Annotated in this window: 23 protein-coding genes and 4 pseudogenes; 18 read left to right on the top strand and 9 right to left on the bottom strand. The window is 71.3% G+C overall.

The window, feature by feature from the left end; all coding sequences use genetic code 11:
- The first annotated feature begins 201 nt into the window (after positions 1–201).
- Both ACFXPX_RS35465 and ACFXPX_RS35460 read left to right on the top strand, forming a co-directional pair.
- Positions 202–534 carry a hypothetical protein gene (locus ACFXPX_RS35465; protein ID WP_375884538.1) on the top strand — a complete coding sequence of 111 codons (333 nt, stop codon included), beginning with the start codon at positions 202–204 and terminating at the stop codon, positions 532–534.
- 188 nt (positions 535–722) lie between these two features.
- Positions 723–2,000: an Ig-like domain-containing protein gene (locus ACFXPX_RS35460; protein ID WP_380589737.1), complete on the top strand. Its 1,278-nt coding sequence runs from the start codon at positions 723–725 to the stop codon at positions 1,998–2,000.
- Between the two features lie 82 nt (positions 2,001–2,082).
- Here the strand turns inward: ACFXPX_RS35460 and ACFXPX_RS35455 are convergent, their stop codons facing one another.
- Positions 2,083–2,445: a cupin domain-containing protein gene (locus tag ACFXPX_RS35455; protein WP_375884543.1), complete on the bottom strand. Its 363-nt coding sequence runs from the start codon at positions 2,443–2,445 to the stop codon at positions 2,083–2,085.
- A 157-nt stretch (positions 2,446–2,602) separates the two neighbouring features.
- A complete protein-coding gene (gene msrA / locus ACFXPX_RS35450; protein ID WP_375884546.1) occupies positions 2,603–3,280 on the bottom strand; it encodes a peptide-methionine (S)-S-oxide reductase MsrA in 678 nt (225 codons plus the stop codon).
- Positions 3,281–3,463: 183 nt separating this feature from the next.
- On the opposite strand from msrA, the gene ACFXPX_RS35445 reads away from it, so the two are divergent.
- Positions 3,464–4,618: a cystathionine gamma-synthase gene (locus tag ACFXPX_RS35445; RefSeq protein WP_375884549.1), complete on the top strand. Its 1,155-nt coding sequence runs from the start codon at positions 3,464–3,466 to the stop codon at positions 4,616–4,618.
- A 5-nt stretch (positions 4,619–4,623) separates the two neighbouring features.
- Here the strand turns inward: ACFXPX_RS35445 and ACFXPX_RS35440 are convergent, their stop codons facing one another.
- Positions 4,624–5,106: a MarR family winged helix-turn-helix transcriptional regulator gene (locus ACFXPX_RS35440; protein WP_380407231.1), complete on the bottom strand. Its 483-nt coding sequence runs from the start codon at positions 5,104–5,106 to the stop codon at positions 4,624–4,626.
- Between the two features lie 111 nt (positions 5,107–5,217).
- Here ACFXPX_RS35440 and ilvA point away from each other — a divergent pair, with 111 nt between their 5' ends.
- The 3 genes from ilvA (at position 5,218) to ACFXPX_RS35425 (ending at position 8,552) form a co-directional block, all read left to right on the top strand.
- The gene (ilvA, locus tag ACFXPX_RS35435) at positions 5,218–6,429 is read left to right on the top strand and encodes a threonine ammonia-lyase (RefSeq protein ID WP_380589732.1); all 1,212 of its coding nucleotides are present in this window, start codon (positions 5,218–5,220) and stop codon (positions 6,427–6,429) included.
- Between the two features lie 169 nt (positions 6,430–6,598).
- On the top strand, positions 6,599–7,693 hold the full coding sequence (locus tag ACFXPX_RS35430; RefSeq protein ID WP_380528112.1) for an ATP-binding cassette domain-containing protein: 1,095 nt from the start codon (positions 6,599–6,601) through the stop codon (positions 7,691–7,693).
- 1 nt (position 7,694) lies between these two features.
- Positions 7,695–8,552, top strand: a complete 858-nt coding sequence (locus ACFXPX_RS35425) for an ABC transporter permease (RefSeq protein ID WP_375884559.1) — start codon at positions 7,695–7,697, stop codon at positions 8,550–8,552.
- A gap of 142 nt (positions 8,553–8,694) precedes the next feature.
- Here ACFXPX_RS35425 and greA read toward each other — a convergent pair whose 3' ends face one another.
- Both greA and ACFXPX_RS35415 read right to left on the bottom strand, forming a co-directional pair.
- Positions 8,695–9,195, bottom strand: coding sequence for a transcription elongation factor GreA (greA, locus tag ACFXPX_RS35420; protein WP_375884562.1), 501 nt, complete (start codon positions 9,193–9,195; stop codon positions 8,695–8,697).
- Between the two features lie 342 nt (positions 9,196–9,537).
- Positions 9,538–9,951, bottom strand: a complete 414-nt coding sequence (locus ACFXPX_RS35415; protein WP_375884564.1) for a DUF4307 domain-containing protein — start codon at positions 9,949–9,951, stop codon at positions 9,538–9,540.
- A 240-nt stretch (positions 9,952–10,191) separates the two neighbouring features.
- On the opposite strand from ACFXPX_RS35415, the gene mca reads away from it, so the two are divergent.
- From mca to ACFXPX_RS35400, 3 genes and pseudogenes are all read left to right on the top strand, one after another.
- Complete coding sequence (gene mca, locus ACFXPX_RS35410) at positions 10,192–11,097, top strand: mycothiol conjugate amidase Mca (RefSeq protein WP_375884567.1); 906 nt, start codon at positions 10,192–10,194, stop codon at positions 11,095–11,097.
- Between the two features lie 48 nt (positions 11,098–11,145).
- Positions 11,146–11,337: a hypothetical protein gene (locus tag ACFXPX_RS35405; protein ID WP_375884569.1), complete on the top strand. Its 192-nt coding sequence runs from the start codon at positions 11,146–11,148 to the stop codon at positions 11,335–11,337.
- A gap of 127 nt (positions 11,338–11,464) precedes the next feature.
- Positions 11,465–11,619, top strand: a pseudogene (locus ACFXPX_RS35400) (DUF255 domain-containing protein); the annotation flags it as partial.
- Between the two features lie 644 nt (positions 11,620–12,263).
- Here the strand turns inward: ACFXPX_RS35400 and ACFXPX_RS35395 are convergent.
- On the bottom strand, positions 12,264–12,869 hold the full coding sequence (locus tag ACFXPX_RS35395; protein ID WP_380644512.1) for a TetR/AcrR family transcriptional regulator: 606 nt from the start codon (positions 12,867–12,869) through the stop codon (positions 12,264–12,266).
- 169 nt (positions 12,870–13,038) lie between these two features.
- Here ACFXPX_RS35395 and ACFXPX_RS35390 point away from each other — a divergent pair, with 169 nt between their 5' ends.
- Complete coding sequence (locus tag ACFXPX_RS35390) at positions 13,039–13,959, top strand: SDR family NAD(P)-dependent oxidoreductase (protein ID WP_380644511.1); 921 nt, start codon at positions 13,039–13,041, stop codon at positions 13,957–13,959.
- A gap of 97 nt (positions 13,960–14,056) precedes the next feature.
- Positions 14,057–14,371 (top strand): annotated as a pseudogene (locus ACFXPX_RS35385) (IS5/IS1182 family transposase); the annotation flags it as partial.
- A 611-nt stretch (positions 14,372–14,982) separates the two neighbouring features.
- Here the strand turns inward: ACFXPX_RS35385 and ACFXPX_RS35380 are convergent.
- Positions 14,983–15,165, bottom strand: coding sequence for a hypothetical protein (locus ACFXPX_RS35380; protein WP_380528125.1), 183 nt, complete (start codon positions 15,163–15,165; stop codon positions 14,983–14,985).
- 198 nt (positions 15,166–15,363) lie between these two features.
- Between ACFXPX_RS35380 and ACFXPX_RS35375 the strand changes: the two genes are divergently transcribed.
- The 7 genes from ACFXPX_RS35375 to ACFXPX_RS35345 all read left to right on the top strand — a co-directional run bounded on the left by ACFXPX_RS35375 (position 15,364) and on the right by ACFXPX_RS35345 (position 18,522).
- The gene (locus tag ACFXPX_RS35375; RefSeq protein ID WP_380589726.1) at positions 15,364–15,798 is read left to right on the top strand and encodes an Hsp20/alpha crystallin family protein; all 435 of its coding nucleotides are present in this window, start codon (positions 15,364–15,366) and stop codon (positions 15,796–15,798) included.
- A gap of 129 nt (positions 15,799–15,927) precedes the next feature.
- Positions 15,928–16,221 (top strand): STAS domain-containing protein, encoded by a 294-nt coding sequence (locus ACFXPX_RS35370; protein ID WP_380528131.1) that lies wholly within the window; start codon positions 15,928–15,930, stop codon positions 16,219–16,221.
- Positions 16,222–16,265: 44 nt separating this feature from the next.
- Positions 16,266–16,670 carry a DUF2267 domain-containing protein gene (locus ACFXPX_RS35365; protein WP_380589723.1) on the top strand — a complete coding sequence of 135 codons (405 nt, stop codon included), beginning with the start codon at positions 16,266–16,268 and terminating at the stop codon, positions 16,668–16,670.
- A 51-nt stretch (positions 16,671–16,721) separates the two neighbouring features.
- A complete protein-coding gene (locus tag ACFXPX_RS35360; RefSeq protein WP_380644510.1) occupies positions 16,722–17,120 on the top strand; it encodes a DUF2267 domain-containing protein in 399 nt (132 codons plus the stop codon).
- A gap of 120 nt (positions 17,121–17,240) precedes the next feature.
- Entirely contained in the window at positions 17,241–17,444 is a 204-nt protein-coding gene (locus ACFXPX_RS35355; protein WP_380644509.1) for a CsbD family protein, read from the top strand.
- Positions 17,445–17,464: 20 nt separating this feature from the next.
- A complete protein-coding gene (locus ACFXPX_RS35350) occupies positions 17,465–17,629 on the top strand; it encodes a hypothetical protein (RefSeq protein ID WP_380644508.1) in 165 nt (54 codons plus the stop codon).
- Between the two features lie 248 nt (positions 17,630–17,877).
- Positions 17,878–18,522, top strand: coding sequence for an L-threonylcarbamoyladenylate synthase (locus tag ACFXPX_RS35345; RefSeq protein WP_380528146.1), 645 nt, complete (start codon positions 17,878–17,880; stop codon positions 18,520–18,522).
- Between the two features lie 9 nt (positions 18,523–18,531).
- Here the strand turns inward: ACFXPX_RS35345 and ACFXPX_RS35340 are convergent.
- Positions 18,532–18,786: pseudogene (locus ACFXPX_RS35340) on the bottom strand (carbonic anhydrase); the annotation flags it as partial.
- A gap of 26 nt (positions 18,787–18,812) precedes the next feature.
- Positions 18,813–19,658: pseudogene (locus ACFXPX_RS35335) on the bottom strand (molecular chaperone HtpG); the annotation flags it as partial.

Raw genomic sequence — 19,658 nt, 5'->3', positions numbered from 1 at the left:
GCCGTCGTCCCGACCCTGCCCGGCTCCGGCCGGTCGACAGGGTGCGGCGGCTCCCACGGGCGATCACCGCGCCGTCACGGCGCGGCTCCGCGGCTCCCGGGTGGGGGAGCCGGTCCGGAGCACGGCGGGGCCGGTCCTGTTCCGAGGGGCCGGCCCCTTCCGTGCACGCCGGGGGGTCCGTGGTCCCGTACGCTCGCTGGCATGACCAGCACTGAAACGACCGACGCCCCGCGCTACGTCAAGCTCAAGATCGAGCTCATCGCGGAGATCACCGACGAGGGCGCGCTCAAGGCCGCGGCCCTGCAGCAGGTCGCCGGGGACGAGTACCTCGACGACGAGGAGCGCGCCCAGTCCGTCGACGCCATCGAGGTGGACCCCTCGGGTTCGCTCGCCCACTTCATCGACCCGGTCGCGCTGCTCGGCGACGTCCCGGGCGTGGAGCTCGCCTCGGCGACCTGGGAGTCGGCGCAGACCGAGTTCGACCCCGAGAACGAGGAGTGGGACGAGTACTCCGTGGAGGAGTCCGCCGAGTAACGGCCGTTCGCGCCGTCACCACCCCTGAACACCCGGTCCGCCCCCGGCGGACCGGGTGTTTTGTCCATGCTCAGCGGGAAGTTGGGTCATCTCATACGATCGCTTACCCTTCGATGGTGGAACCGTGAGCGGCCGGATTGCGTTTCTGTATCCGTAATTGCCCGGGATGATCAGCAGGGAGACGCGACGTGACGGCACGGGACGGTCAGGGGCGGGTGGCCGGAGTCAACTGGAGCCGACGCGGAGTGCTCGCGGGCCTGATCGGCGCGCCGGTCCTGCTGCTCGCGGCCTGCAACGACAACAGCGGCGGCAGCGGCGGTGGTGGCAACGGCGGCTCCGGCAACGGCGGCGGGACCCCGGGTTCCGGCGGCGGCAGCAGCGCGCCGAAGACCTCGACGGCCGTGATCACCGTCACCCCCGCGGACGGCACCACCGGCGCGAGTTTCAGCGAGCCGGTCAAGGTCACCGTCGCGGGCGGCACCCTGACCAACGTCAAGGTCACCGACTCCACCGGCAAGGAGCTGGCCGGCCAGCTCTCCAGCGACAACACCAGCTGGACCTCGGCCGCGGCCCCGGCCAGCGGTACCAAGTACGCCGTGACCGCCAGCGGCGTCGACAAGGACAAGCTGGAGGCGGACGCCAACGCCAGCTTCACCACGGCGACCCCGGCCAACACCTTCGTCGGCTACTTCACCCCCGAGGACGGCTCGACGGTCGGCGTCGGCATGCCGGTCTCGATCAACTTCAGCAAGCCGATCACGGACAAGAAGGCCGTCCAGTCGGCGATCACCGTGATAGCGGAGCCGGGCGTCGAGATCGTCGGGCACTGGTTCTCCAGCACCCGCCTTGACTTCCGGCCGCAGGAGTACTGGGCCAAGGGCACCAAGGTCACCCTCAAGCTCCGGCTCAAGGACGTCGAGGGCGCGAAGGGCGTCTACGGCACCCAGTCCAAGGACGTCGCCTTCACCATCGGCCGGGCCCAGACCAGCGTCGCCGACCTCGCCACCAAGAAGCTCACCGTCACCACGGACGGCCAGGTCAGCGCCGTCTACAAGATCTCCGGCGGCTCCTCCGAGCACACCACCTGGGGCGGCAAGATGGTGATCTCCGAGCAGTTCACCCAGACCCGGATGAACTCGCAGACCGTCAACCTGGGCAGCGAGTACGACATCGCCGACGTGCCGCACGCCCAGCGCCTCACCACCTCGGGCACCTTCATCCACGGCAACTACTGGTCGCCGTCGTCGATCTTCGGCGGGCAGAACACCAGCCACGGCTGCGTCGGCCTCCAGGACGCCAAGGGCGCCCAGGACAGCAGCACGGACGGCTTCAAGTTCTACAAGTCCTCGATGGTCGGCGACGTCGTCGAGGTCCGGAACTCGGGGGACAAGACCGTCGCCCCGGACAACGGCCTGAACGGCTGGAACCTCGGCTGGGCCGACTGGAAGGCCGGCAGCGCGGTCTGACCCGCTCCCGCCCGGACGTTCCAGCTCAGCACCGCTGCTTCCGCCCGCCCCTCGGCCCGCCCGAGGCGGCGGGCGGCCGCGTTCACCGCTTCGCGTAGTCCGCGAAGCCCTGCCAGTCCACGATCACGCACGGCTCGTCGCCCAGGATCCAGGCGTCGTGGCCGGGCGGGCAGATCATGAAGTCGCCCGGGCCGTAGTCGGCCTGCTCGCCGTCGTCCATGACGATCCGCATCCGGCCGGAGACCACGTACCCCAGGTGCGCCGCCCGGCAGCTGTCCGTCCCCGCGATCGGCTTCACGTGCTTGGACCACTGCCACCCCGGCTGGAACACGGCCCGGCCGACCGGGCCGCCGTCCAGGTTGACCAGCCGCAGCTCCCCCGAGCCGTCCTCGAACGGGCGGACCTCCTCGGGAGCCTCGAAACTCATGCGGACCAGACCGGACATGGCGCACTCCTCTCACGAGGAACGGCCCGGCCGCCAACAGGTGGCCGGGCCGCCCTTGCTGGCCCTTCCAGTCTGCGCCCGCCCCGGGGAACGGTCACCTCGGGTAGCGGGCGCCGGGCCGGGGTGGCGGGCGCCCGGACGGCCCGACGCCGGGCGGTCAGCCCTGGGTGCGGGCCACCCCGATCGGGCAGGAGGCGCCGGTGCCGCCGAGACCGCAGTAGCCGTTGGGGTTCTTGGCGTCCGACAGGTACTGCTGGTGGTACGGCTCGGCCGGGTAGAACGGGCCGGCCTCGGCGATCTCGGTGGTGATCGGGCCGTGACCGAGCGCGGTCAGGGCGGGCTGGAAGGCGTCCCGGGTGGCGGCCGCGGCGGCGGCCTGGGCGGGGGAGTGGGTGTACAGCGCGGAGCGGTACTGGGTGCCCACGTCGTTGCCCTGGCGGTTGCCCTGGGTCGGGTCGTGGGCCTCCCAGAAGGCCTTCAACAGCCGCTCGTAGGACACCACCGCGGGGTCGAACACCACCCGGACCGCCTCGGTGTGCCCGGTCAGCCCGCTGCACACCTCCTCGTACGTCGGGTTCGGCGTGTGGCCGCCCTGGTAGCCGACCAGCGTCGTCCAGACGCCGGGCAGCCGCCAGAACGTGCGCTCGGCGCCCCAGAAGCAGCCCAGCCCGAAGTCGGCCACCTCCAGCCCCTGCGGGTACGGGCCGGTCAGCGGGTGGCCGAGGACGGTGTGCGGCTCGGTCAGGGCGAAGGCCGGGGCCGGGCGGCCGGGCAGCGCCTGGTCGGCGGGGACGAGCGAGGTCTTGTGGCGGTCGAACAGCACGGCCTGCTCCATCGGGGTAGGGAGGGTTGCCCAGGATTCAACGCACCGGACGGCCCGCGGATTCCGGCTCGGGCGGCTCCCGGGATCCGGTCCGGCGGATTCCGGGGATCCGGCCCGGCGGACTCCGGGGGTCCGGTCCGGGAGGTCCGGGCATTCCGGCAGGCGCACGGCGGTACGGCCGTTAGGCTCGGAGCCATGACCGAGCACCAGCTTCCCCAGGGCTTCGAGACCCTCGCCATCCACGCGGGTCAGGAAGCAGACCCCCAGACCGGGGCCGTCGTCACGCCGATCTACCAGGTGTCCACCTACAAGCAGGACGGGGTGGGCGGCCTGCGGGGCGGCTACGAGTACAGCCGCAGCGCCAACCCCACCCGCACCGCGCTGGAGGAGTGCCTCGCGGCCCTCGAAGGCGGCGCCCGCGGCCTCGCCTTCGCCTCCGGCCTGGCGGCCGAGGACACCCTGCTGCGCACCATCCTCAAGCCGGGCGACCACATCGTGATCCCCAACGACGCCTACGGCGGCACCTTCCGGCTGTTCGCCAAGGTGCTGACCCGCTGGGGCGTCGAGTTCTCCGTCGCCAACACCCAGAAGCTGGACGACGTCCGCGCCGCGCTGCGCCCCAACACCCGCGCGGTGTGGGTCGAGACCCCGTCCAACCCGCTGCTCGGCATCACCGACCTGGCCGGGCTGGCCGAGGTCGCGCACGGTGCCGGGGCGCTGCTGGTGGTCGACAACACCTTCGCCAGCCCGTACCTGCAGCAGCCGATCGCGCTCGGTGCGGACGCGGTCGTGCACTCCACCACCAAGTACATGGGCGGCCACTCGGACGTGGTCGGCGGTGCGCTGGTGCTCGCCGAGGCGGGCCTCGGCGAGGAGGTCGCGTACCACCAGAACGCGATGGGCGCCGTCTCCGGGCCGTTCGACGCCTGGCTGGTGCTGCGCGGCATCAAGACCCTGGGCGTCCGGATGGACCGGCACAGCTCCAACGCGGAGAAGGTCGCCGAGCTGCTGGCGGGCCACCCCAAGGTCAGCCAGGTGCTCTACCCGGGCCTGCCCGAGCACCCCGGCCACGACATCGCCGCCAAGCAGATGAAGGCCTTCGGCGGCATGGTCTCGTTCCGGGTCGCCGGCGGCGAGGAGGCGGCCGTCGAGGTCTGCAACCGCGCGCGGCTGTTCACCCTGGGCGAGTCGCTGGGCGGCGTGGAGTCGCTGATCGAGCACCCGGGCCGGATGACCCACGCCTCGGCGGCCGGTTCGCCGCTGGAGGTGCCGGCCGACCTGGTGCGCGTCTCGGTCGGCATCGAGTCGATCGACGACCTGCTGGCCGACCTCACCCAGGCGCTGGGCTAAGGGGGTCAGTGGCCCTGCTGGTCCGCCGTGTACGACTCCATCGCGAGGTTGAAGCGGGCCAGCAGGGCGCAGAACGCCTGTTGCTCCTCGGGCGGCCAGTCGGCCGTCAGGCGGCGGGTCAACTCGGCCCGGCCGTCCCGGACTTCGGCGAGTCGGCCGGTGCCGCAGGCGGTCAGCGCGAGCCGTACCGCGCGGCGGTCGGCCGGGTCCTGCACCCGGCCGACCAGCCCGGCCGCGACCAGCGGGGCGACCTGGCGGGTCACCGTGGAGGAGTCCACGCCGAGCGCGTCGGCCAGCGCCTTGACGTTGGCCGGCCCGTGCCGCTCCAGGCGGTCGAGCAGCAGGTAGGCGGCCCGGTCCAGCACGGCCACGCCGCCGCCGGAGGTGCGGACCTGTTCCATCCGGCGGGCGAACACCGCCAGCTGGTACTGGAGTTGGGTGTGGACGGGCTCGGTTCGGTCGGTGGCCTGGGGCGAGGTCGTCGTCATCGCGGCTCACGATCGTCATGCGGTGAGAGAAGCTCAGAAGCAGCAGCGTACGCGGGCGGAGCGGGCCCGGGAACAGGCCCGACGTCCCGGGTTGGCCCCTAGGCTGGGATCATGCACAACTGGCCGATCACCCTCGACGACGTCCGCGGCGCCCAGAAGATGCTCGCCGGGGTCGCCCGGGTGACCCCGATGGAGGGCAGCCGCCACCTGTCCGGGCTGATCGGCGCGCCGGTCCACCTCAAGTGCGAGAACCTCCAGCGCACCGGCTCCTTCAAGCTGCGCGGGGCGTACGTGCGGATCGCGGGGCTCTCGCCGGTGCAGCGGGCCGGCGGGGTGGTCGCGGCGAGCGCCGGGAACCACGCCCAGGGGGTGGCCCTGGCGGCCTCGCTGCTGGGGGTGCGCTCGACCGTGTTCATGCCGGTCGCGGCGCCGCTGCCGAAGGTCGCCGCCACCCGCGAGTACGGCGCCGAGGTCCGGCTGCACGGCGCCACCGTCGACGAGGCGCTGCAGGCCGCGCAGCGGTACGCGGAGGCGACCGGCGCGGTGTTCATCCACCCCTTCGACCACTGGGACGTGGTCACCGGCCAGGCGACCGTCGGCCTGGAGATCCTGGAGCAGTGCCCCGAGGTGCGCACCATCCTGGTCGGGGTGGGCGGCGGCGGGCTGCTGGCCGGGATCGCGGCGGCGGTCAAGCCGCTGCGGCCGGACGTCCGGGTGGTCGGGGTGCAGGCGGCGGCCGCGGCCGCGTACCCGCCCTCGCTGGCGGCCGGGCGGCCGGTCTCGCTGGAGCAGTTCGCCACGATGGCCGACGGGATCATGGTCGGGCGCCCCGGGGACATCCCGTTCGAGGTGGTCAACACCTTGGCGGACGGGATCCGCACGGTCTCCGAGGACGCGCTGTCCCGGGCCCTGCTGCTCGGCCTGGAGCGGCTCAAGCTGGTGGTCGAACCGGCCGGGGCGGCCCCGATCGCGGCGCTGCTGGAGCAGCCGGACTCGTTCGAGGGCCCGGTGGTGGCGGTGCTCTCCGGCGGCAACATCGACCCGCAGCTGATGCAGCGGGTGCTGCGGCACGGGCTGGCGGCGGCCGGGCGCTACCTGTCGCTGCGGGTGCGGCTGGCGGACAAGCCGGGCTCGCTGGCGGACCTGCTGGGGGTGCTGACCAGGGTGGACGCCAATGTGCTGGACGTCGCGCACGTCCGGATCGACCCCCGGCTGGGGCTCACCGAGGTCGAGGTGGACCTGCACCTGGAGACCAAGGGGCCGGAGCACTGCGCGCTGGTGGTGGGGGAGCTGCGGGACGCGGGGTACGTGGTCTCCGGCTGAGCCCCCGCGGGCGGTTCCCCGAATTCGCTTGACGCGATGTATCGCGAGTTGCCAGGATCGCGATACATCGCGTTCTGTGTCGGTGGCCGAGAACCGAGTCGCCCACGCGCCCGAACGGGGGGCAAAGTGGGACAGATCGCTCCATTCGTCCGAGGAGATGAGGCAGGCCATGGCGCCAGCCATCCAAGCCGAGAACCTGGTGAAGACCTTCGGCGACGTACGAGCCCTGGACGGCGTCAGCCTCGACGTCCCCGAGGGCACGGTGCTCGGGCTGCTCGGCCCGAACGGCGCCGGGAAGACCACCACCGTGCGCGTCCTCACCACCCTGCTCCGTCCCGACTCCGGCCACGCGGTGGTCGCCGGGGTCGACGTCCTCAAGCACCCCAACAAGGTCCGCAGCCTGATCGGGCTGTCCGGCCAGTACGCGGCGGTCGACGAGTACCTGACCGGCTTCGAGAACCTCACCATGGTCGGCGAGCTGTACCAGATGAGCACCCGCAGCGCGAAGGCCCGCGCGCTGGAGCTGCTGGAGTGGTTCAACCTCACCGAGGCCAAGGACCGCACCGCCAAGACCTACTCCGGGGGCATGCGCCGCCGCCTCGACCTCGCCGCCGCGCTGGTCGTCCGGCCGCCGGTGATGTTCCTCGACGAGCCGACCACCGGGCTCGACCCGCGCAACCGGCTCGCGCTCTGGGAGGTCATCGAGACCCTGGTCGAGCAGGGCACCACGCTGCTGCTCACCACCCAGTACCTGGAGGAGGCCGACCGGCTCGCCCACGACATCGCGGTGGTCGACCACGGCCGGGTGATCGCCCGCGGCACCGCCGACCAGCTCAAGGCGCAGATCGGCGGCGAGCGGATCGAGGTCGTGGTGCACGACCCGGGCCTGGTCACGGACGCGGTCGCGGCCCTGTCCGGGTACGCGCTGGGCGAGCCCGCGGTGGAGAAGAACACCCGGCGGATCACCGTGCCGGTCAGCGGCGGTGCCCGGGTGCTCGCCGACGTGATCCGCGAACTGGACGGCCGGGGCATCGAGATCGACGACATCGGCCTGCGCCGCCCCACCCTGGACGACGTCTTCCTCACCCTCACCGGCCACATCGCCGAGTCGGCCGAGGAGGACGGCGGCGGTGCGAAGGGCCGCGGCCGGGGCGGTCGCGGCCGCGGCTCCTCGGGCGGCGGCGCGGGCGGCGCGGACGGTGCCGACGGCGGGGGCCAGGGGCCCGACGAGCAGCAGGCCGTCGCGGCCGGAACGGAGCGCTGAGATGAGCACCTCCACCGAGCACGCCATCGGCGCGGCCATGCCGACGCCCCGCCGGGGCCTGTCCGCGACCCTGCACGACTCCTGGGTGGTCGCCAAGCGCAACCTGCGCAGGATGTCCCGGATCCCCGAGATCGTGGTGTTCGGGCTCATGCAGCCGGTCATGTTCGTGCTGCTGTTCTCGTACGTCATGGGCGGGGCGATCAAGATCCCCGGGACGAACTCCAGCTCCCACACGTACATCCAGTTCCTGATGGCCGGCATCTTCGCCCAGACCGTCACCTTCGCCGTCGCCGGCGCCTCGGCCGGCATCGCGGAGGACATGACCAAGGGCCTGGTGGACCGCTTCCGCTCGCTGCCGATGGCCCGCTCCGCGGTGCTGGTCGGCCGAACCCTCGCGGACCTGTGCCAGACCGCCTTCACGCTCGTCGTGCTGGCGCTGGTCGCGCTGCTGGTCGGCTGGCGGATCCACGAGGGGGTGCTCAAGGCGCTCGGCGCCTTCGGGCTGCTGCTCCTGCTCGGCTACGCCTTCTCCTGGATCGGCGCGCTGATCGGCCTCTCGGTGCGCAGCCCCGAGGCGGCCACCTCGGCCGGGCTGATCTGGCTGTTCCCGCTGACCTTCATCTCCAACGCCTTCGTGCCGGTCAGCTCGATGCCGGGGTGGCTGCAGGGCGTCGCCTACTGGAACCCGTTCAGCGCGACCGTGCAGGCCTGCCGGGACCTCTTCGGCAACCAGGTCGGCCCGGTGGACAGCGCCTGGCCGATGCAGCACGCGGCGCTGGTGTCGGTGCTGTGGTCGGTGGTGATCACGGCGGTGTTCTCGTGGCTGTCGGTGCGCAAGTACCGCTCGGCGGCGGGCTGAGCGGCGCGGCCGCGGCTGCGCTTTCGGCCTACGGTCCGGCTCTGACGTCTTCTGCTTCCGTCGGCCGGAGATGCGTGAGGGCGGTTGCGGAGTCCCCTACGGACTCCGCAACCGCCCTCCGGCGGTGCTGCTCGGGGCCGGGTCAGCCGGCGTGCGGCACGACCTTGACGATCTTCACCATGGCGGGCTTGCCGTTCGGCAGCTCGTAGGTGGCCTCGTCACCGATCTTCTTGCCGTCGATCGCGCGGCCCAGCGGCGACTGCGGCGAGTAGACGTCGACGGCGTCGGCGCCCGCGACCTCGCGCGAGGCGAGCAGGAACTCCATCAGGTCGTCCTCGTCACCGTCGAACGCGACCGTGACGACCATGCCCGGGGCCACCACGCCGGAGTCGGCCGGGGCCTCGCCGACCTTGGCGCGCTCCAGCAGCTGGGTCAGCTGGCGGATGCGCAGCTCCTGCTTGCCCTGCTCCTCCTTCGCCGCGTGGTAGCCGGCGTTCTCCTTGAGGTCGCCCTCCTCGCGCGCCGCCTCGATCTTCTGGGCGATCTCGATGCGCCAGGGCCCGGTCAGGTGATCCAGCTCGGCCTTGAGCTGGTCGTAGCCGGCCTGAGTGAGCCAGGTCACGTTCTCGCTGGTCTGGGTCACGGGTGCTCCTCGTAGGTGCTGGGGCTGAGCTGAGGGTGTGAGTCGTCAGCAGGGTCGACGATGATATTGGTCGTAACTACAAAGCAACGCCCGCTCCCGTACCATCCGGTGCGGAAGGGGCGAAACCACGAGCCTAACAAGTCCTGCGGACAAGCGGGAGAGGCGTTGGCGCGGCATTGACGGTGGCGTTGCGCCACGGTGTACGGCAACCGGCTGCGGGACTTCCTACGGATGCCCGTTCCGGCGGGTGAGTATGCGTACCCGCTGCGTTCCGGCCGCTTTCCCGCCACGGCCCCGCTACGCCCCTGCTGCTCCGCCGGGTGGACTCCGCGTGCCGCGCCGTTACTTCGCCGGGGTGCAGCCGAGCAGCTCGGCGGTGGTGCCGCGGGCGGTGGTGCGCAGGGTGACGGTGGCCTCGTAGCTGGACCCGGCCGCGGGGACCGGGAAGTCGGCCACCCCGACCACCCCGTGGTCGTCGCCCTGCGAACGGACCGTGCAGGTGCCGGCCGTCCCGTCGCTCTTGCGCACGCTGAGGTGCAGCTGCACCTCGGAGTCGGAGAGCACCTGGAAGGTCGGCACCGAGCCGTTGATCTTCGACTCGCGCAGCAGGTAGGAGCCGCCCAGCCAGGCGATCAGCCCCAGGCCGAGCACGCCGCAGACCGCGCCGACCACCTTGAGCCGACGGTCCGACTCGCCGTCGCCCCTCCGGCCGTAGCGCCCCTCGGGCAGCTGCGTCGCGGTGCTCTGTGCAGTCATCGGACTCCGTCCTCTCCTCGGGAGGAGCCGCGCGGGTGGTGCGGGGGAATGCGACGGACCTCCATTCCGTCACTATAGGAGGGGCACGCCCGCGGCCGGTCCGGCGGGGGCGGGGCCCGGCCGTGCCGGAGACCTGCCGCAGGCCGGCCCCGCGGCGACGTGGTCCCGAAGTGAGCGGTTCGTACGGTGGGCAGACCGGACTTCGCGGAACGCCCGACGATGTGGAAGGAACGCAAGGCGTTGACTGAGCAGTTGCGACTGATGGCGGTGCACGCCCACCCGGACGACGAGTCCAGCAAGGGCGCGGCCACCATGGCCATGTACGTCGAGCACGGTGTGGACGTGCTCGTGGCCACCTGCACGGGGGGCGAGCGCGGGTCGGTCCTCAACCCCAAGCTGCAGGGGGACCCGTACGTCGAGGAGAACATCCACGAGGTGCGCCGCAAGGAGATGGACGAGGCGCGGGCGATCCTCGGCGTCAAGCAGGCCTGGCTGGGCTTCGTGGACTCCGGCCTGCCGGAGGGCGACCCGCTGCCCCCGCTGCCCGAGGGCTGCTTCGCCCTGGAGGACGTCAAGGAGGCGGCCGAGCCGCTGGTCCGGCTGATCCGTGAGTTCAAGCCGCAGGTCATCACGACCTACGACGAGAACGGCGGCTACCCGCACCCGGACCACATCATGACCCACAAGATCACCATGCTGGCCTTCGACGCCGCCGGCGACCCGGACGCCTACCCCGAGGCCGGCGAGCCCTGGCAGCCGCTCAAGCTCTACTACAACCACGGCTTCCCGATGGGCCGCATCCGCGCCCTGCACCAGTACCTCACCGAGCACGGGCACGACTCCCCGTACGGCGAGTGGATCGCGGGCTGGGAGAAGAGCGGCCGCCAGGAGCGCGAGATCACCACCCGGGTGCGCTGCGACGACTGGTTCGAGACCCGCGACCGCGCGCTGATCGCCCACGCCACCCAGATCGACCCGGACGGCCCGTGGTTCCGCGTCCCGCTCGACGTCCAGCGCGAGGTCTGGCCCACCGAGGACTACGAGCTCGCCCGTACCCTGATCGACGTGGACCTCCCGGAGGACGACCTGTTCGCCGGACTGCGCACCCCCACCCTGGCGGCCGAGGCCGCCGACGCGCGCGACTGACCCACCCCCGACGGCCCGGCTCGGCGTGAGCCGGGCCACCATAGAGATATGAGCGCCCCCGTGAACCTCGTCCACCTCGCCGCTGACCTCGCCGTCGACGACGCCAAGGTCACCCCCGGTCTCCTCGGCTTCGTCGTCTTCGCCGCCCTCGGCGTGGCGACGTGGTTCCTGGCCAAGTCGATGAACCGCCAGTTCAAGAAGGTCAACTTCACGGAGGAGCCGGAAGCCCCCAAGGAGTAGCCCCTCCCGCCCGGGGCCCCACGGCCCCGGGCGAGGGCGCGACGCCCGCCGGCCCGGCCCCGGGGGAAGCCGGCCCGGCGGGGCGGCCTGACGCCTACGGGGCCCGTCGTGCGGGAGGATGGGGGCCATGCCGAACCGTCTCGCGGACGCGACCTCGCCGTACCTGCTGCAGCACGCCGACAATCCGGTCGACTGGTGGCCCTGGGGGCCGGAGGCCTTCGCGGAGGCCGAGCGGCGGGGGTGCCGGTGCTGCTCAGCGTCGGCTATGCGGCCTGTCACTGGTGGCAGTGACTGGCACCTTAAGCATGAGTCCGCGGACATCTCCAATTGATGGCCGATTGATGGAAGTTACTTCCAGGAATTCGGCCGTAGCGCCTCCGGCTGCCTTCCGTCGGGTGTGTGAGCCGGGGTAGTGTCCCTGCGGCCAGCCGACCGGCGCCCTTGCCGGATGCCTCGCTTGCCTTTCTTCTGGACCTCCTCCAGTCTCTGAATCCGCCGGAGACCGAGTCCGCAGCGAGCATCTGGGAAGCCGCGTACTGGTCGGCAATCCGGGCGGTCGCTGACGATCCCCGGCCCGTGTTCGGGGGGCGAGTCGCCGACGTCAGAGGTGCCGTCCGGTGTCGGTTCGGTTTCCTCGGCCGTGCGGCTGTCCGGGCACGGCAATCGAGAGGTGCATCCCCGAGGGCTGTCGTCGGACCAGGCTACGGACGGTGATGACGTCCGTGCCTCAGGTAGAGGACCGCATCGCCGCCGCTCGGCGGGGGCCGTGCCGCTCCGCCTCAACGCGAACATGAGCCTGAGGAACTGCACAGGAAGCGGGACTCGGTCAGAGTCGTCGGATGGCGCGCGGAGGCGGCCCTGGCGGCCTTGCGACGCATCGTTCAGTGGCCCATGGCGGAGTACAGCCGGCTACCGGTCTTCGGGTCTCAGGTCCGGATGGCAAGGGCGAGGACGGTGTCGAGCGCAACTTCCAAGGGTCGCGTGCTCCGTTGTACCTGGGCGAGTAGCAGTCCGCCTTGCAGGGTGGCGAGCATGGTGGTGGCGAGGTCGTCCGGGTCGATGCCGGGTGCGAGCTTCCCGTCGGCGTGAAGCGACCGGAGTCCTTCGCTGATGGCAGCTGACCATCGCTCGAATCCGGCGGCGATGAGGGCTCGGGCCTCGGGATCGCTCTCGGCGAGTTGACCGCCGAGCGAACCGAGTGGGCAGCCGCCCTTTGCCTGGCTGTCCTTCACGCCGGCGATCAGCATGTCCCGCCAGGCTGCGACTCCGTCTTCACCGCTGAGCGCCTCCCGATTGTGGTGGACGAGGGTGTCGGCCTGGTGGTCGATGACCGCCTGGAGGAGCTCGTTCTTGTCGGGGAAGTAGTGGTAGAGCTGCGAGCCGCTGACCTCCGCTGCCCCCTTGACGTCTTCCAGGGTGGTACCCGCGACCCCGCGCTCGTGGATCAAGGCCGCAGCCCCCTCCACGATTCGGCCCCGGACGCGCTCGCCCTTCGCGGTGAGCCGCGGCCGGTCGTTCGTCTTGTTCGCCATGGACCCATGGTAGCGATTCTGAGTTTGACAGCCCAGTCTGGCCGGGATCAGACTGAGTTGCGCAACCCACTTTGCGGGCCGCGTGACTCGCCACCGCAGCACCGGCCCCGCGAAGCAGCATGAGCCGTCCCACCTGAACAGCCCCACAGAAGACGAGAGGTAAATCCCGATGAGCACACTCCCGGGAAAGACCGTGATGATCACGGGCGCCAACGTCGGGATCGGCAAGGACGTGGCCCGGCAACTGGCCCTGCGACCGGAGACGGCCCGCATCTACCTGGCATGCCGCAACCGAGACCGGGCGACAACGGCAAAGGCCGACCTCGAAGCCGCTACCGGCCGGCGCATCTTCGACATCGTCGTCATGGACGTCGCCGATCTGGGCTCGGTCCGAGCCGGCCTTGCGGCCGTCGACGGAACCGTCGACGCATTGGTCATGAACGCCGGCGTCATCGGCCCGCGGTCGATGGAGTTGACCGCCGACGGGGTCACCAAGGTCTTCGCGACGAACGTTCTGGGCCACGTCGCGCTCCTCGAAGGACTCCTGGCCGAGGGGCGGCTCGGCGAGGTCGCGGTCCTCGCCGGAAGCGAAGCAGCCAGGGGACTGCCGATGCTGCGGATGAAGCGGCCGTCCTTCACCACAACCTCTGCCGACGAACTCGCCACCGTCATCGACGGCAGCTACTTCGCCGACGGAAAGACCGACTTCAACCTCGCCTTCGGGCAGGCCAAGTACATCGGGGCCCTCTGGATGGCCTACCTGGCCCGCCAGCACCCCGACCGCCGCTTCATCACCGTGAGCCCCGGCGCCACCACCGGCACCCAAGCCTCCAACGACATCGCCCTACCGCTGCGCATGGCGTCCAAGTACGTCCTGCCCGCCCTGGGGATCTCCCACAAGCTTGAGGTCGGCGCGAAGCGACTGGTCGACGGTGTCACCGACCCGACCCTGTCCAGCGGCGTGTTCTACGCCAGCGCGGCCGACAAGCTGAAGGGCCCCCTGGTCGACCAGGCGGACATCTTCCCCGACTTGGCCAACCCGTCGTTCCAGGACCACGCCAACGACGCCATCCACCGCTTCATCGTGTAGAGCGTCGGCCGGTACGCCAAAACGGAGAGGGTGGCACGACGGAGGCAGGTTTGATGATCATGGAGTTGCCTACGCTATGTGATCATCTGGGGGGTTGGTGTCCGTCGTGCCCGCGTCCATCATCGACCCGATCCGTGAGGAGTTCCTGAGGCTGATCCCTGCCCGGCCCGATTCGCACCCGCTGGGGTGCCACAACCCGCGGATCGCGGACGCGGTCGTGTTCGGCCGGCTTGTCCTGGCGCTGGTCTCGGGGATGGGCTACGAGAGGGTCGCTGACCGGGCCTGTTCGGCGACCACGATCCGCCGGCGGTGGGACGAGTGGATCGAGTCCCGTGTCATCGGCCACCTGCTCCTCGCGGTACTGCGAGCGTACGACCAGATGGTGGGCCTGGAACTCGAGCACCTCGCCGCCCGGTGTGAGGCCCTCGCGATCGAGCGGCTGCGGGCAGGCAGCCCTTGATTGGCCTGACCAGGATGCCGTCGATGACGAACGGCGGCATGCAGCGCGGCATCTACGGCCGTGCGGAGAGCCCGTACAGCGCCTATCGGCTGGGGGAGTGCCTACGGCTCCGGGGCCTCCACGGGCTGGAGCGCCGCGACGACCACCACGTTCGGTGCGTTCGGCCTGGGCGAGCACTCAGGACCGAGGGCCGGGTGCCCTGGCCGACGGTCTGCTGGCCGCCGTGCTGATCGGCCTGGCTGCTCAACTCGCTCGACGGCCTCTGGCGGGCAGACCCGCTGGCCGGCTACGTCCTCGTCTACTACGCGGGCGCGAGGTCAGGGAGATCTTCTTCGGCGACCACTGACGGCTCCGGCGCGGTTGGAGCCCAGGGAGCTGGTCCTGTGCGAGGGCGAACCTGCCGTGCGTCTGTCGTGGGCGCTCGGCGATGACAGCATCACCGCCGTGCCGACCGGAAGGGGCGAACTCGGTACCGCCGCACCTCACGGACTCGTGCGTGCTGCCGCCGGCAACCATCAGGCGGGTTCCGAACGGTGGAGGGTGTGCGGCTCCTACTTCGGGTGTCACGGGCGGTCGGTGAGGTGCTGGCGGAGGGCCGCGAGTCGGGCGAGGCAGGCGTCGATCGAGGCGATGGCGGTGTCGATCTCGGCGCGGGTGCGGTCGGCGACCTGGTCGAGCTGATCCTGGAGCCGCTGCCAGCGTTGCTCAGCGGTGGCGTGATCAGGTACGTCGCTGGTCGTTGTCATGCCGGAGTTCTTCGGTGTGGGCGGTCGGGGGTGTCGAGTCGGATCGCGCGGTCCGGGTGGGGTTCGGCGGGGCGGGTGTCTCGCGCACCGGGCGTCATCCTCTGGATGGCTCAGAAAGTTGTCATCGGATGGATGACATGCTAGAACGGATTCAGGTGAAGCGCACTGGCAACCCATATCCAATGGAGGTGTTTCGCGATGCTGATGCGCACTGACCCGTTCCGCGAGCTGGACCGTCTGACCCAGCAGTTCCTGGGCACGAACGGCACCTGGTCGCGTCCGGCCCCGATGCCGCTGGACGCCTGCCGCGTGGGCGACGAGTACGTGATCTCCTTCGACCTGCCCGGGGTGGACCCGCAGGCGATCGACATCGATGTCGAGCGGAACATGCTGACCGTCAAGGCCGAGCGCCGTCCGCGCCACGAGGGTGAGGACGTGAAGTGGGAGCTGTCCGAGCGTCCGCTCGGCGTGTTCTCCCGCCAGGTCATGCTGTCCGACACGCTCGACCCCGAGGGGATCAGCGCCGACTACGACGCCGGGGTGCTGACGCTGAAGATCCCGGTCGCCGAGAAGGCCAAGCCCCGCAAGATCGCGATCAGCCACCGCAGCGAGCGCAAGCAGATCCAGGCCTGACCCCACGCAAGCGGCGCTGTCCCGCGCGGCTCCCCCCACCGTGCGGGACAGCCCACCCCCGGGCCCCACCCGGACCCGCCCCCCGAGCACGCCGAGTGCTGTGCAGGCCGAACCGACAGCGAGAACGTCATGCACACCCTCCACACGGCGGCCGCCCTGGTGACCGCCCGCGGTGACCTCGACCTCGCCACCGCCCCCGAACTGCGACGCAGCCTGAGCGCCGCACTCCGGACGGACCGCGAGGTGGTGCTCGACCTGGCCGGTGTGGAGTTCATGGACTGTGCGGGCCTGGGTGCGCTGGTGCACGCCCAGAATCAGGCCGACCGCCTCGGCGCCCGCCTGATCCTGCGCGGGGCCGGCTCCCGGGTGCTGCGCCTGCTCAGGCTCACCGGCCTGAACCGGCGGCTGATCGTCGAACCCTGACCGCGGGCGCGTGCCGCGCCCGCCCGGATGGAGGGAGATACGAGGTGACCCTGCGATGGGAGGCGTTCTTGGAGCGCGTCCGGGAACGCGGCGAGTACACCACCGCCCAAGAGGCCGAGCGCGCGGCCCGTGTCGTGCTCGCCCTGCTCGGCGCACACCTGGTCGGACAGGTCCGTGCCGAACTCGCGGCCAGGCTGCCCGAGACCCTCGCCCTGGTCCTGCTCAACCCGCTGCAGGCCGCCGAACCGCTCACCGCGGAACGGTTCGTGCGCGCAACCGCCGCCTGGATCGAGGGCGCCACCGAAACCACCGCCGTGTGGGACATCGGCGCCGTGCTGTCCACGGCCGCCGACGCCGCGGGCGACGACCTCATGGAGCGCATCCTGTTCCAGCTGCCGCCCGGCTACGACGTCCTCTTCGGCCGGCCCCAGCCCGGCCGGCGGCCCTGACCCACGCCTGCCGCCCCAGAAGCGGCCTGCCACGTACGGAAGGCACTCGACATGACCTGGCACCACCTCGTCCAGCGGGTCCGCGACCTCGGCCGCTACGACAGCGACCGGGAAGCCGAACACATCCTCGACGCCGTTCTCGGCATACTCGGCTCCCAGCTCACCGGCGACGAACGCTGCGACCTGGCCGCGGCCCTGCCCGAACGCGCCCGTGCCGCCCTCGTCGCCCCGATCCCCCTGACCGAACCGGTCACCGCCCCCGCCTTCGTCGAAGCCCTCGCCCGCAACCTGAACACCACCCTCGCCGGCGCCCGCTGGGACGCCTCCTGCGTCCTTGCCGCACTCACCGACCTCGCCGGCGAGGAGCTCACCGACCGCCTCCTCGCCTACCTCCCCCGCGGCTACGCGCTCCTGTTCGGCCGCGCCGACCTCACCCCCGCCGCCGCCTGACCCCGTACCGGCCAGGACGGCCGAAGATCCGTACCACGCGCATGAAAGGGCGAATACCGGTTAAAAAGGTGACGAATGGGCGGTGCTGATGGGCCGCCCGGCGGACGACTGGAGGAACCGATGAGTGACCTGTCGAACAAGGCGCAAGAACTGGCCGGCAAGGTGAAGGAGAAGGCCGGCGAGCTCACCGGTGACGAGGAGCTCAAGGGCGAGGGCCAGGCCGACCAGGTGGAGTCAAAGGTCAGGCAGGCCGCCGACCACGTCAAGGACGCAGCGCAAGCCGCGGCCGACCGGGCAAAGGGCGCCCTGAAGCGCAACGACTGACGACGGAAAGGAGCACCGTCATGGCCGTGTTCCTGGTCATTCTGCTCATCGCCGTGGTGTTCGGCTTCGTCGGCGCCTTGGTGAAGGGCCTGGTGTGGCTGCTCGTGATCGGCGCCGTGCTGTTCGTCGCCGCCCTGGTGCTCGGGGGCGTGCGCCTGGGGCGCGGGCGGAGCTCACGCAGATAGCGCCGAGCCGGGGGTGACCCGTGACGGCACGACAGCGCAGGCCGCGCTGTCGTGCCGCAGGCGCGTCCGGACGCTTCCCCCGCACCGCTTTCAGCGGGAAGCACGAAGGGTGAGCCGCCGGACAGCTGGCGGCTCATCCGTTCCGAGACGCCGCCCCGGTGCCGGGTAGCGTGGCCGGTGTGGGCCGTGCCGGGTTCTGCGGCGCGGGAGGAAGAGGGGCGGGCATCCCGCCGGGTTGGAGAGCTGCGGTGTCGCGTCGTTTCGACTGCTCGGATTCCTTCGAGCGTGCCAGGGGTTTGCGCGAGGCTGGTTCGGCGGTGCGTCGGGGTGAGCTTGTCGTGCTGCCCACGGACACCGTCTACGGCGTGGGTGCCGACGCGTTCAGCCCCGACGCCGTCGCGCGGCTGCTCGATGCCAAGGGTCGGGGCCGGCAGATGCCCTCCCCGGTGCTGGTCGCCTCCCCGCAAGGTCTGGACCTCCTGGTCGACGACCTGCCGCCGCACGCGCGGGACCTCGTGGACGCGTTCTGGCCGGGCGGGCTGACCCTGGTCGCCCGCCACAAGCCGTCCCTGGAGTGGGACCTCGGCGAGACGAACGGCACCGTGGCGGTGAGGATGCCCGCGCACCCGGTCGCCCTCGACCTGCTCGCGGAGACCGGGCCGCTGGCCGTGTCCAGCGCCAACCTGACCGGGCATCCGTCCCCGCAGGACTGCGGCGCCGCACAGGGCATGCTCACCGACTCGGTGGCCGTCTACCTGGACGCGGGCCCTACGCCCGCGGCCGTGCCGTCCTCGATCGTGGACATCACCGGCACGGCGCCCGTACTTCTGCGCGCCGGCGCGATCAGCGCCGGCCAACTGCGCAAGGTCGTCCCGGACCTTGAGGAACGCTGAACAGCCGGGTCATGCCACCTCGTCGGCGGGCAGGTCGAGGCCCCGGGAGGTGACCAGGTGGGCGGTACCGTCGGCGAGCCGGTAGGACAGCCCGACCACCGCGACCCGGCCCGCCTGGACCGCCTCGGCGAGCGCGCGGGAGCGCTCCAGCAGCAGGTCCACGGTGTGTCGTATGTGCTCGCCGATGAGGTCCGCGTCCTCGGTGCGCCCGGCCGCGTGGGCGGCCAGCACGCTGGGCCGAGTGGCGCGGGTGCGGCCGGCCGGGCACTGCCGACCGCACCCGCGGGCGGCTACAGGGTGTGGGTGAGGCGGTCGGTCAGGAGACGGGTGAAGCGGGCCGGGTCGGGCAGGTCGCCGCCTTCGGCGAGCAGGGCGCTGCCGTGGAGGAGTTCGGCGACCTCGGCGAGCGCCGGGTCGTCGGCGTTCGCGTGGTGGGCCTGGTGCAGGGCGGTGACGAGGGGGTGGGTGGGGTTGAGTTCGAGGATGCGCTTGACCTGGGGGAGTTCCTGGCCCATGGCCCGGTACATCTTCTCCAGGGTGGGGGTCAGGTCGTGGGCGTCGCCGACCAGGCACGCGGCGGAGGTGGTGAGCCGGGTGGAGAGGCGGACCTGCTTGACGTGGTCGGCCAGGGTGGTCTGGAGCCAGGTGAGGAGAGGTGCGAAGTCCTGTTCGCGCTGGGCCTTCTCCGCCTTCGCCTCGTCAGTGCCGTCGGCGTCGGCGTCGTTGTCGAGGTCGACCTGGCCCTTGGCGATGGACTGGAAGCGGTGGCCGTCGAAGGCGGGGATCTGGTCGGTCCAGACCTCGTCGACGGGGTCGGTGAGGATGAGGACCTCGTAGCCCTTGGCGGTGAATGCCTCCACGTGCGGGGAGTTCTCCACCATGGTCCGGTTCTCGCCGGTCAGGTAGTAGATGGTGTCCTGGCCGTCCTTCATCCGCGCGACGTACTCGCGCAGCGTGGTCGGCTTCTCCGCGTCGTGGGTGGAGGCGGCGCTGACCAGTTCCAGCAGCGCGTCGGTGTTGTCGCGGTCCTCGATCAGGCCCTCCTTGAGGACCCGGCCGAACTGCTCCCACAGCCCGGTGTAGGTGTCCGTCCGGTTGGTCTGCATGTCCTTGAGGGCGCCGAGGACCTTCTTGAC

Origin of the sequence: Kitasatospora sp. NPDC059146 (genome assembly GCF_042786665.1) — a bacterium.
Taxonomy (GTDB): domain Bacteria; phylum Actinomycetota; class Actinomycetes; order Streptomycetales; family Streptomycetaceae; genus Kitasatospora.
This window is presented reverse-complemented; position numbering and strand designations above follow the sequence as displayed.

Excerpts from the sequence above, each read along its gene's own strand:
- ACFXPX_RS35465 (WP_375884538.1), top strand. The coding sequence starts at position 202 with ATGACCAGCACTGAAACGACCGACGCCCCGCGCTACGTCAAGCTCAAG.
- ACFXPX_RS35455 (WP_375884543.1), bottom strand. The coding sequence starts at position 2,445 with ATGTCCGGTCTGGTCCGCATGAGTTTCGAGGCTCCCGAGGAGGTCCGC.
- msrA (WP_375884546.1), bottom strand. The coding sequence starts at position 3,280 with ATGGAGCAGGCCGTGCTGTTCGACCGCCACAAGACCTCGCTCGTCCCC.
- ACFXPX_RS35445 (WP_375884549.1), top strand. The coding sequence starts at position 3,464 with ATGACCGAGCACCAGCTTCCCCAGGGCTTCGAGACCCTCGCCATCCAC.
- ACFXPX_RS35440 (WP_380407231.1), bottom strand. The coding sequence starts at position 5,106 with ATGACGACGACCTCGCCCCAGGCCACCGACCGAACCGAGCCCGTCCAC.
- ilvA (WP_380589732.1), top strand. The coding sequence starts at position 5,218 with ATGCACAACTGGCCGATCACCCTCGACGACGTCCGCGGCGCCCAGAAG.
- ACFXPX_RS35430 (WP_380528112.1), top strand. The coding sequence starts at position 6,599 with ATGGCGCCAGCCATCCAAGCCGAGAACCTGGTGAAGACCTTCGGCGAC.
- ACFXPX_RS35425 (WP_375884559.1), top strand. The coding sequence starts at position 7,695 with ATGAGCACCTCCACCGAGCACGCCATCGGCGCGGCCATGCCGACGCCC.
- ACFXPX_RS35415 (WP_375884564.1), bottom strand. The coding sequence starts at position 9,951 with ATGACTGCACAGAGCACCGCGACGCAGCTGCCCGAGGGGCGCTACGGC.
- ACFXPX_RS35405 (WP_375884569.1), top strand. The coding sequence starts at position 11,146 with ATGAGCGCCCCCGTGAACCTCGTCCACCTCGCCGCTGACCTCGCCGTC.
- ACFXPX_RS35395 (WP_380644512.1), bottom strand. The coding sequence starts at position 12,869 with ATGGCGAACAAGACGAACGACCGGCCGCGGCTCACCGCGAAGGGCGAG.
- ACFXPX_RS35390 (WP_380644511.1), top strand. The coding sequence starts at position 13,039 with ATGAGCACACTCCCGGGAAAGACCGTGATGATCACGGGCGCCAACGTC.
- ACFXPX_RS35380 (WP_380528125.1), bottom strand. The coding sequence starts at position 15,165 with ATGACAACGACCAGCGACGTACCTGATCACGCCACCGCTGAGCAACGC.
- ACFXPX_RS35375 (WP_380589726.1), top strand. The coding sequence starts at position 15,364 with ATGCTGATGCGCACTGACCCGTTCCGCGAGCTGGACCGTCTGACCCAG.
- ACFXPX_RS35370 (WP_380528131.1), top strand. The coding sequence starts at position 15,928 with ATGCACACCCTCCACACGGCGGCCGCCCTGGTGACCGCCCGCGGTGAC.
- ACFXPX_RS35360 (WP_380644510.1), top strand. The coding sequence starts at position 16,722 with ATGACCTGGCACCACCTCGTCCAGCGGGTCCGCGACCTCGGCCGCTAC.
- ACFXPX_RS35355 (WP_380644509.1), top strand. The coding sequence starts at position 17,241 with ATGAGTGACCTGTCGAACAAGGCGCAAGAACTGGCCGGCAAGGTGAAG.
- ACFXPX_RS35350 (WP_380644508.1), top strand. The coding sequence starts at position 17,465 with ATGGCCGTGTTCCTGGTCATTCTGCTCATCGCCGTGGTGTTCGGCTTC.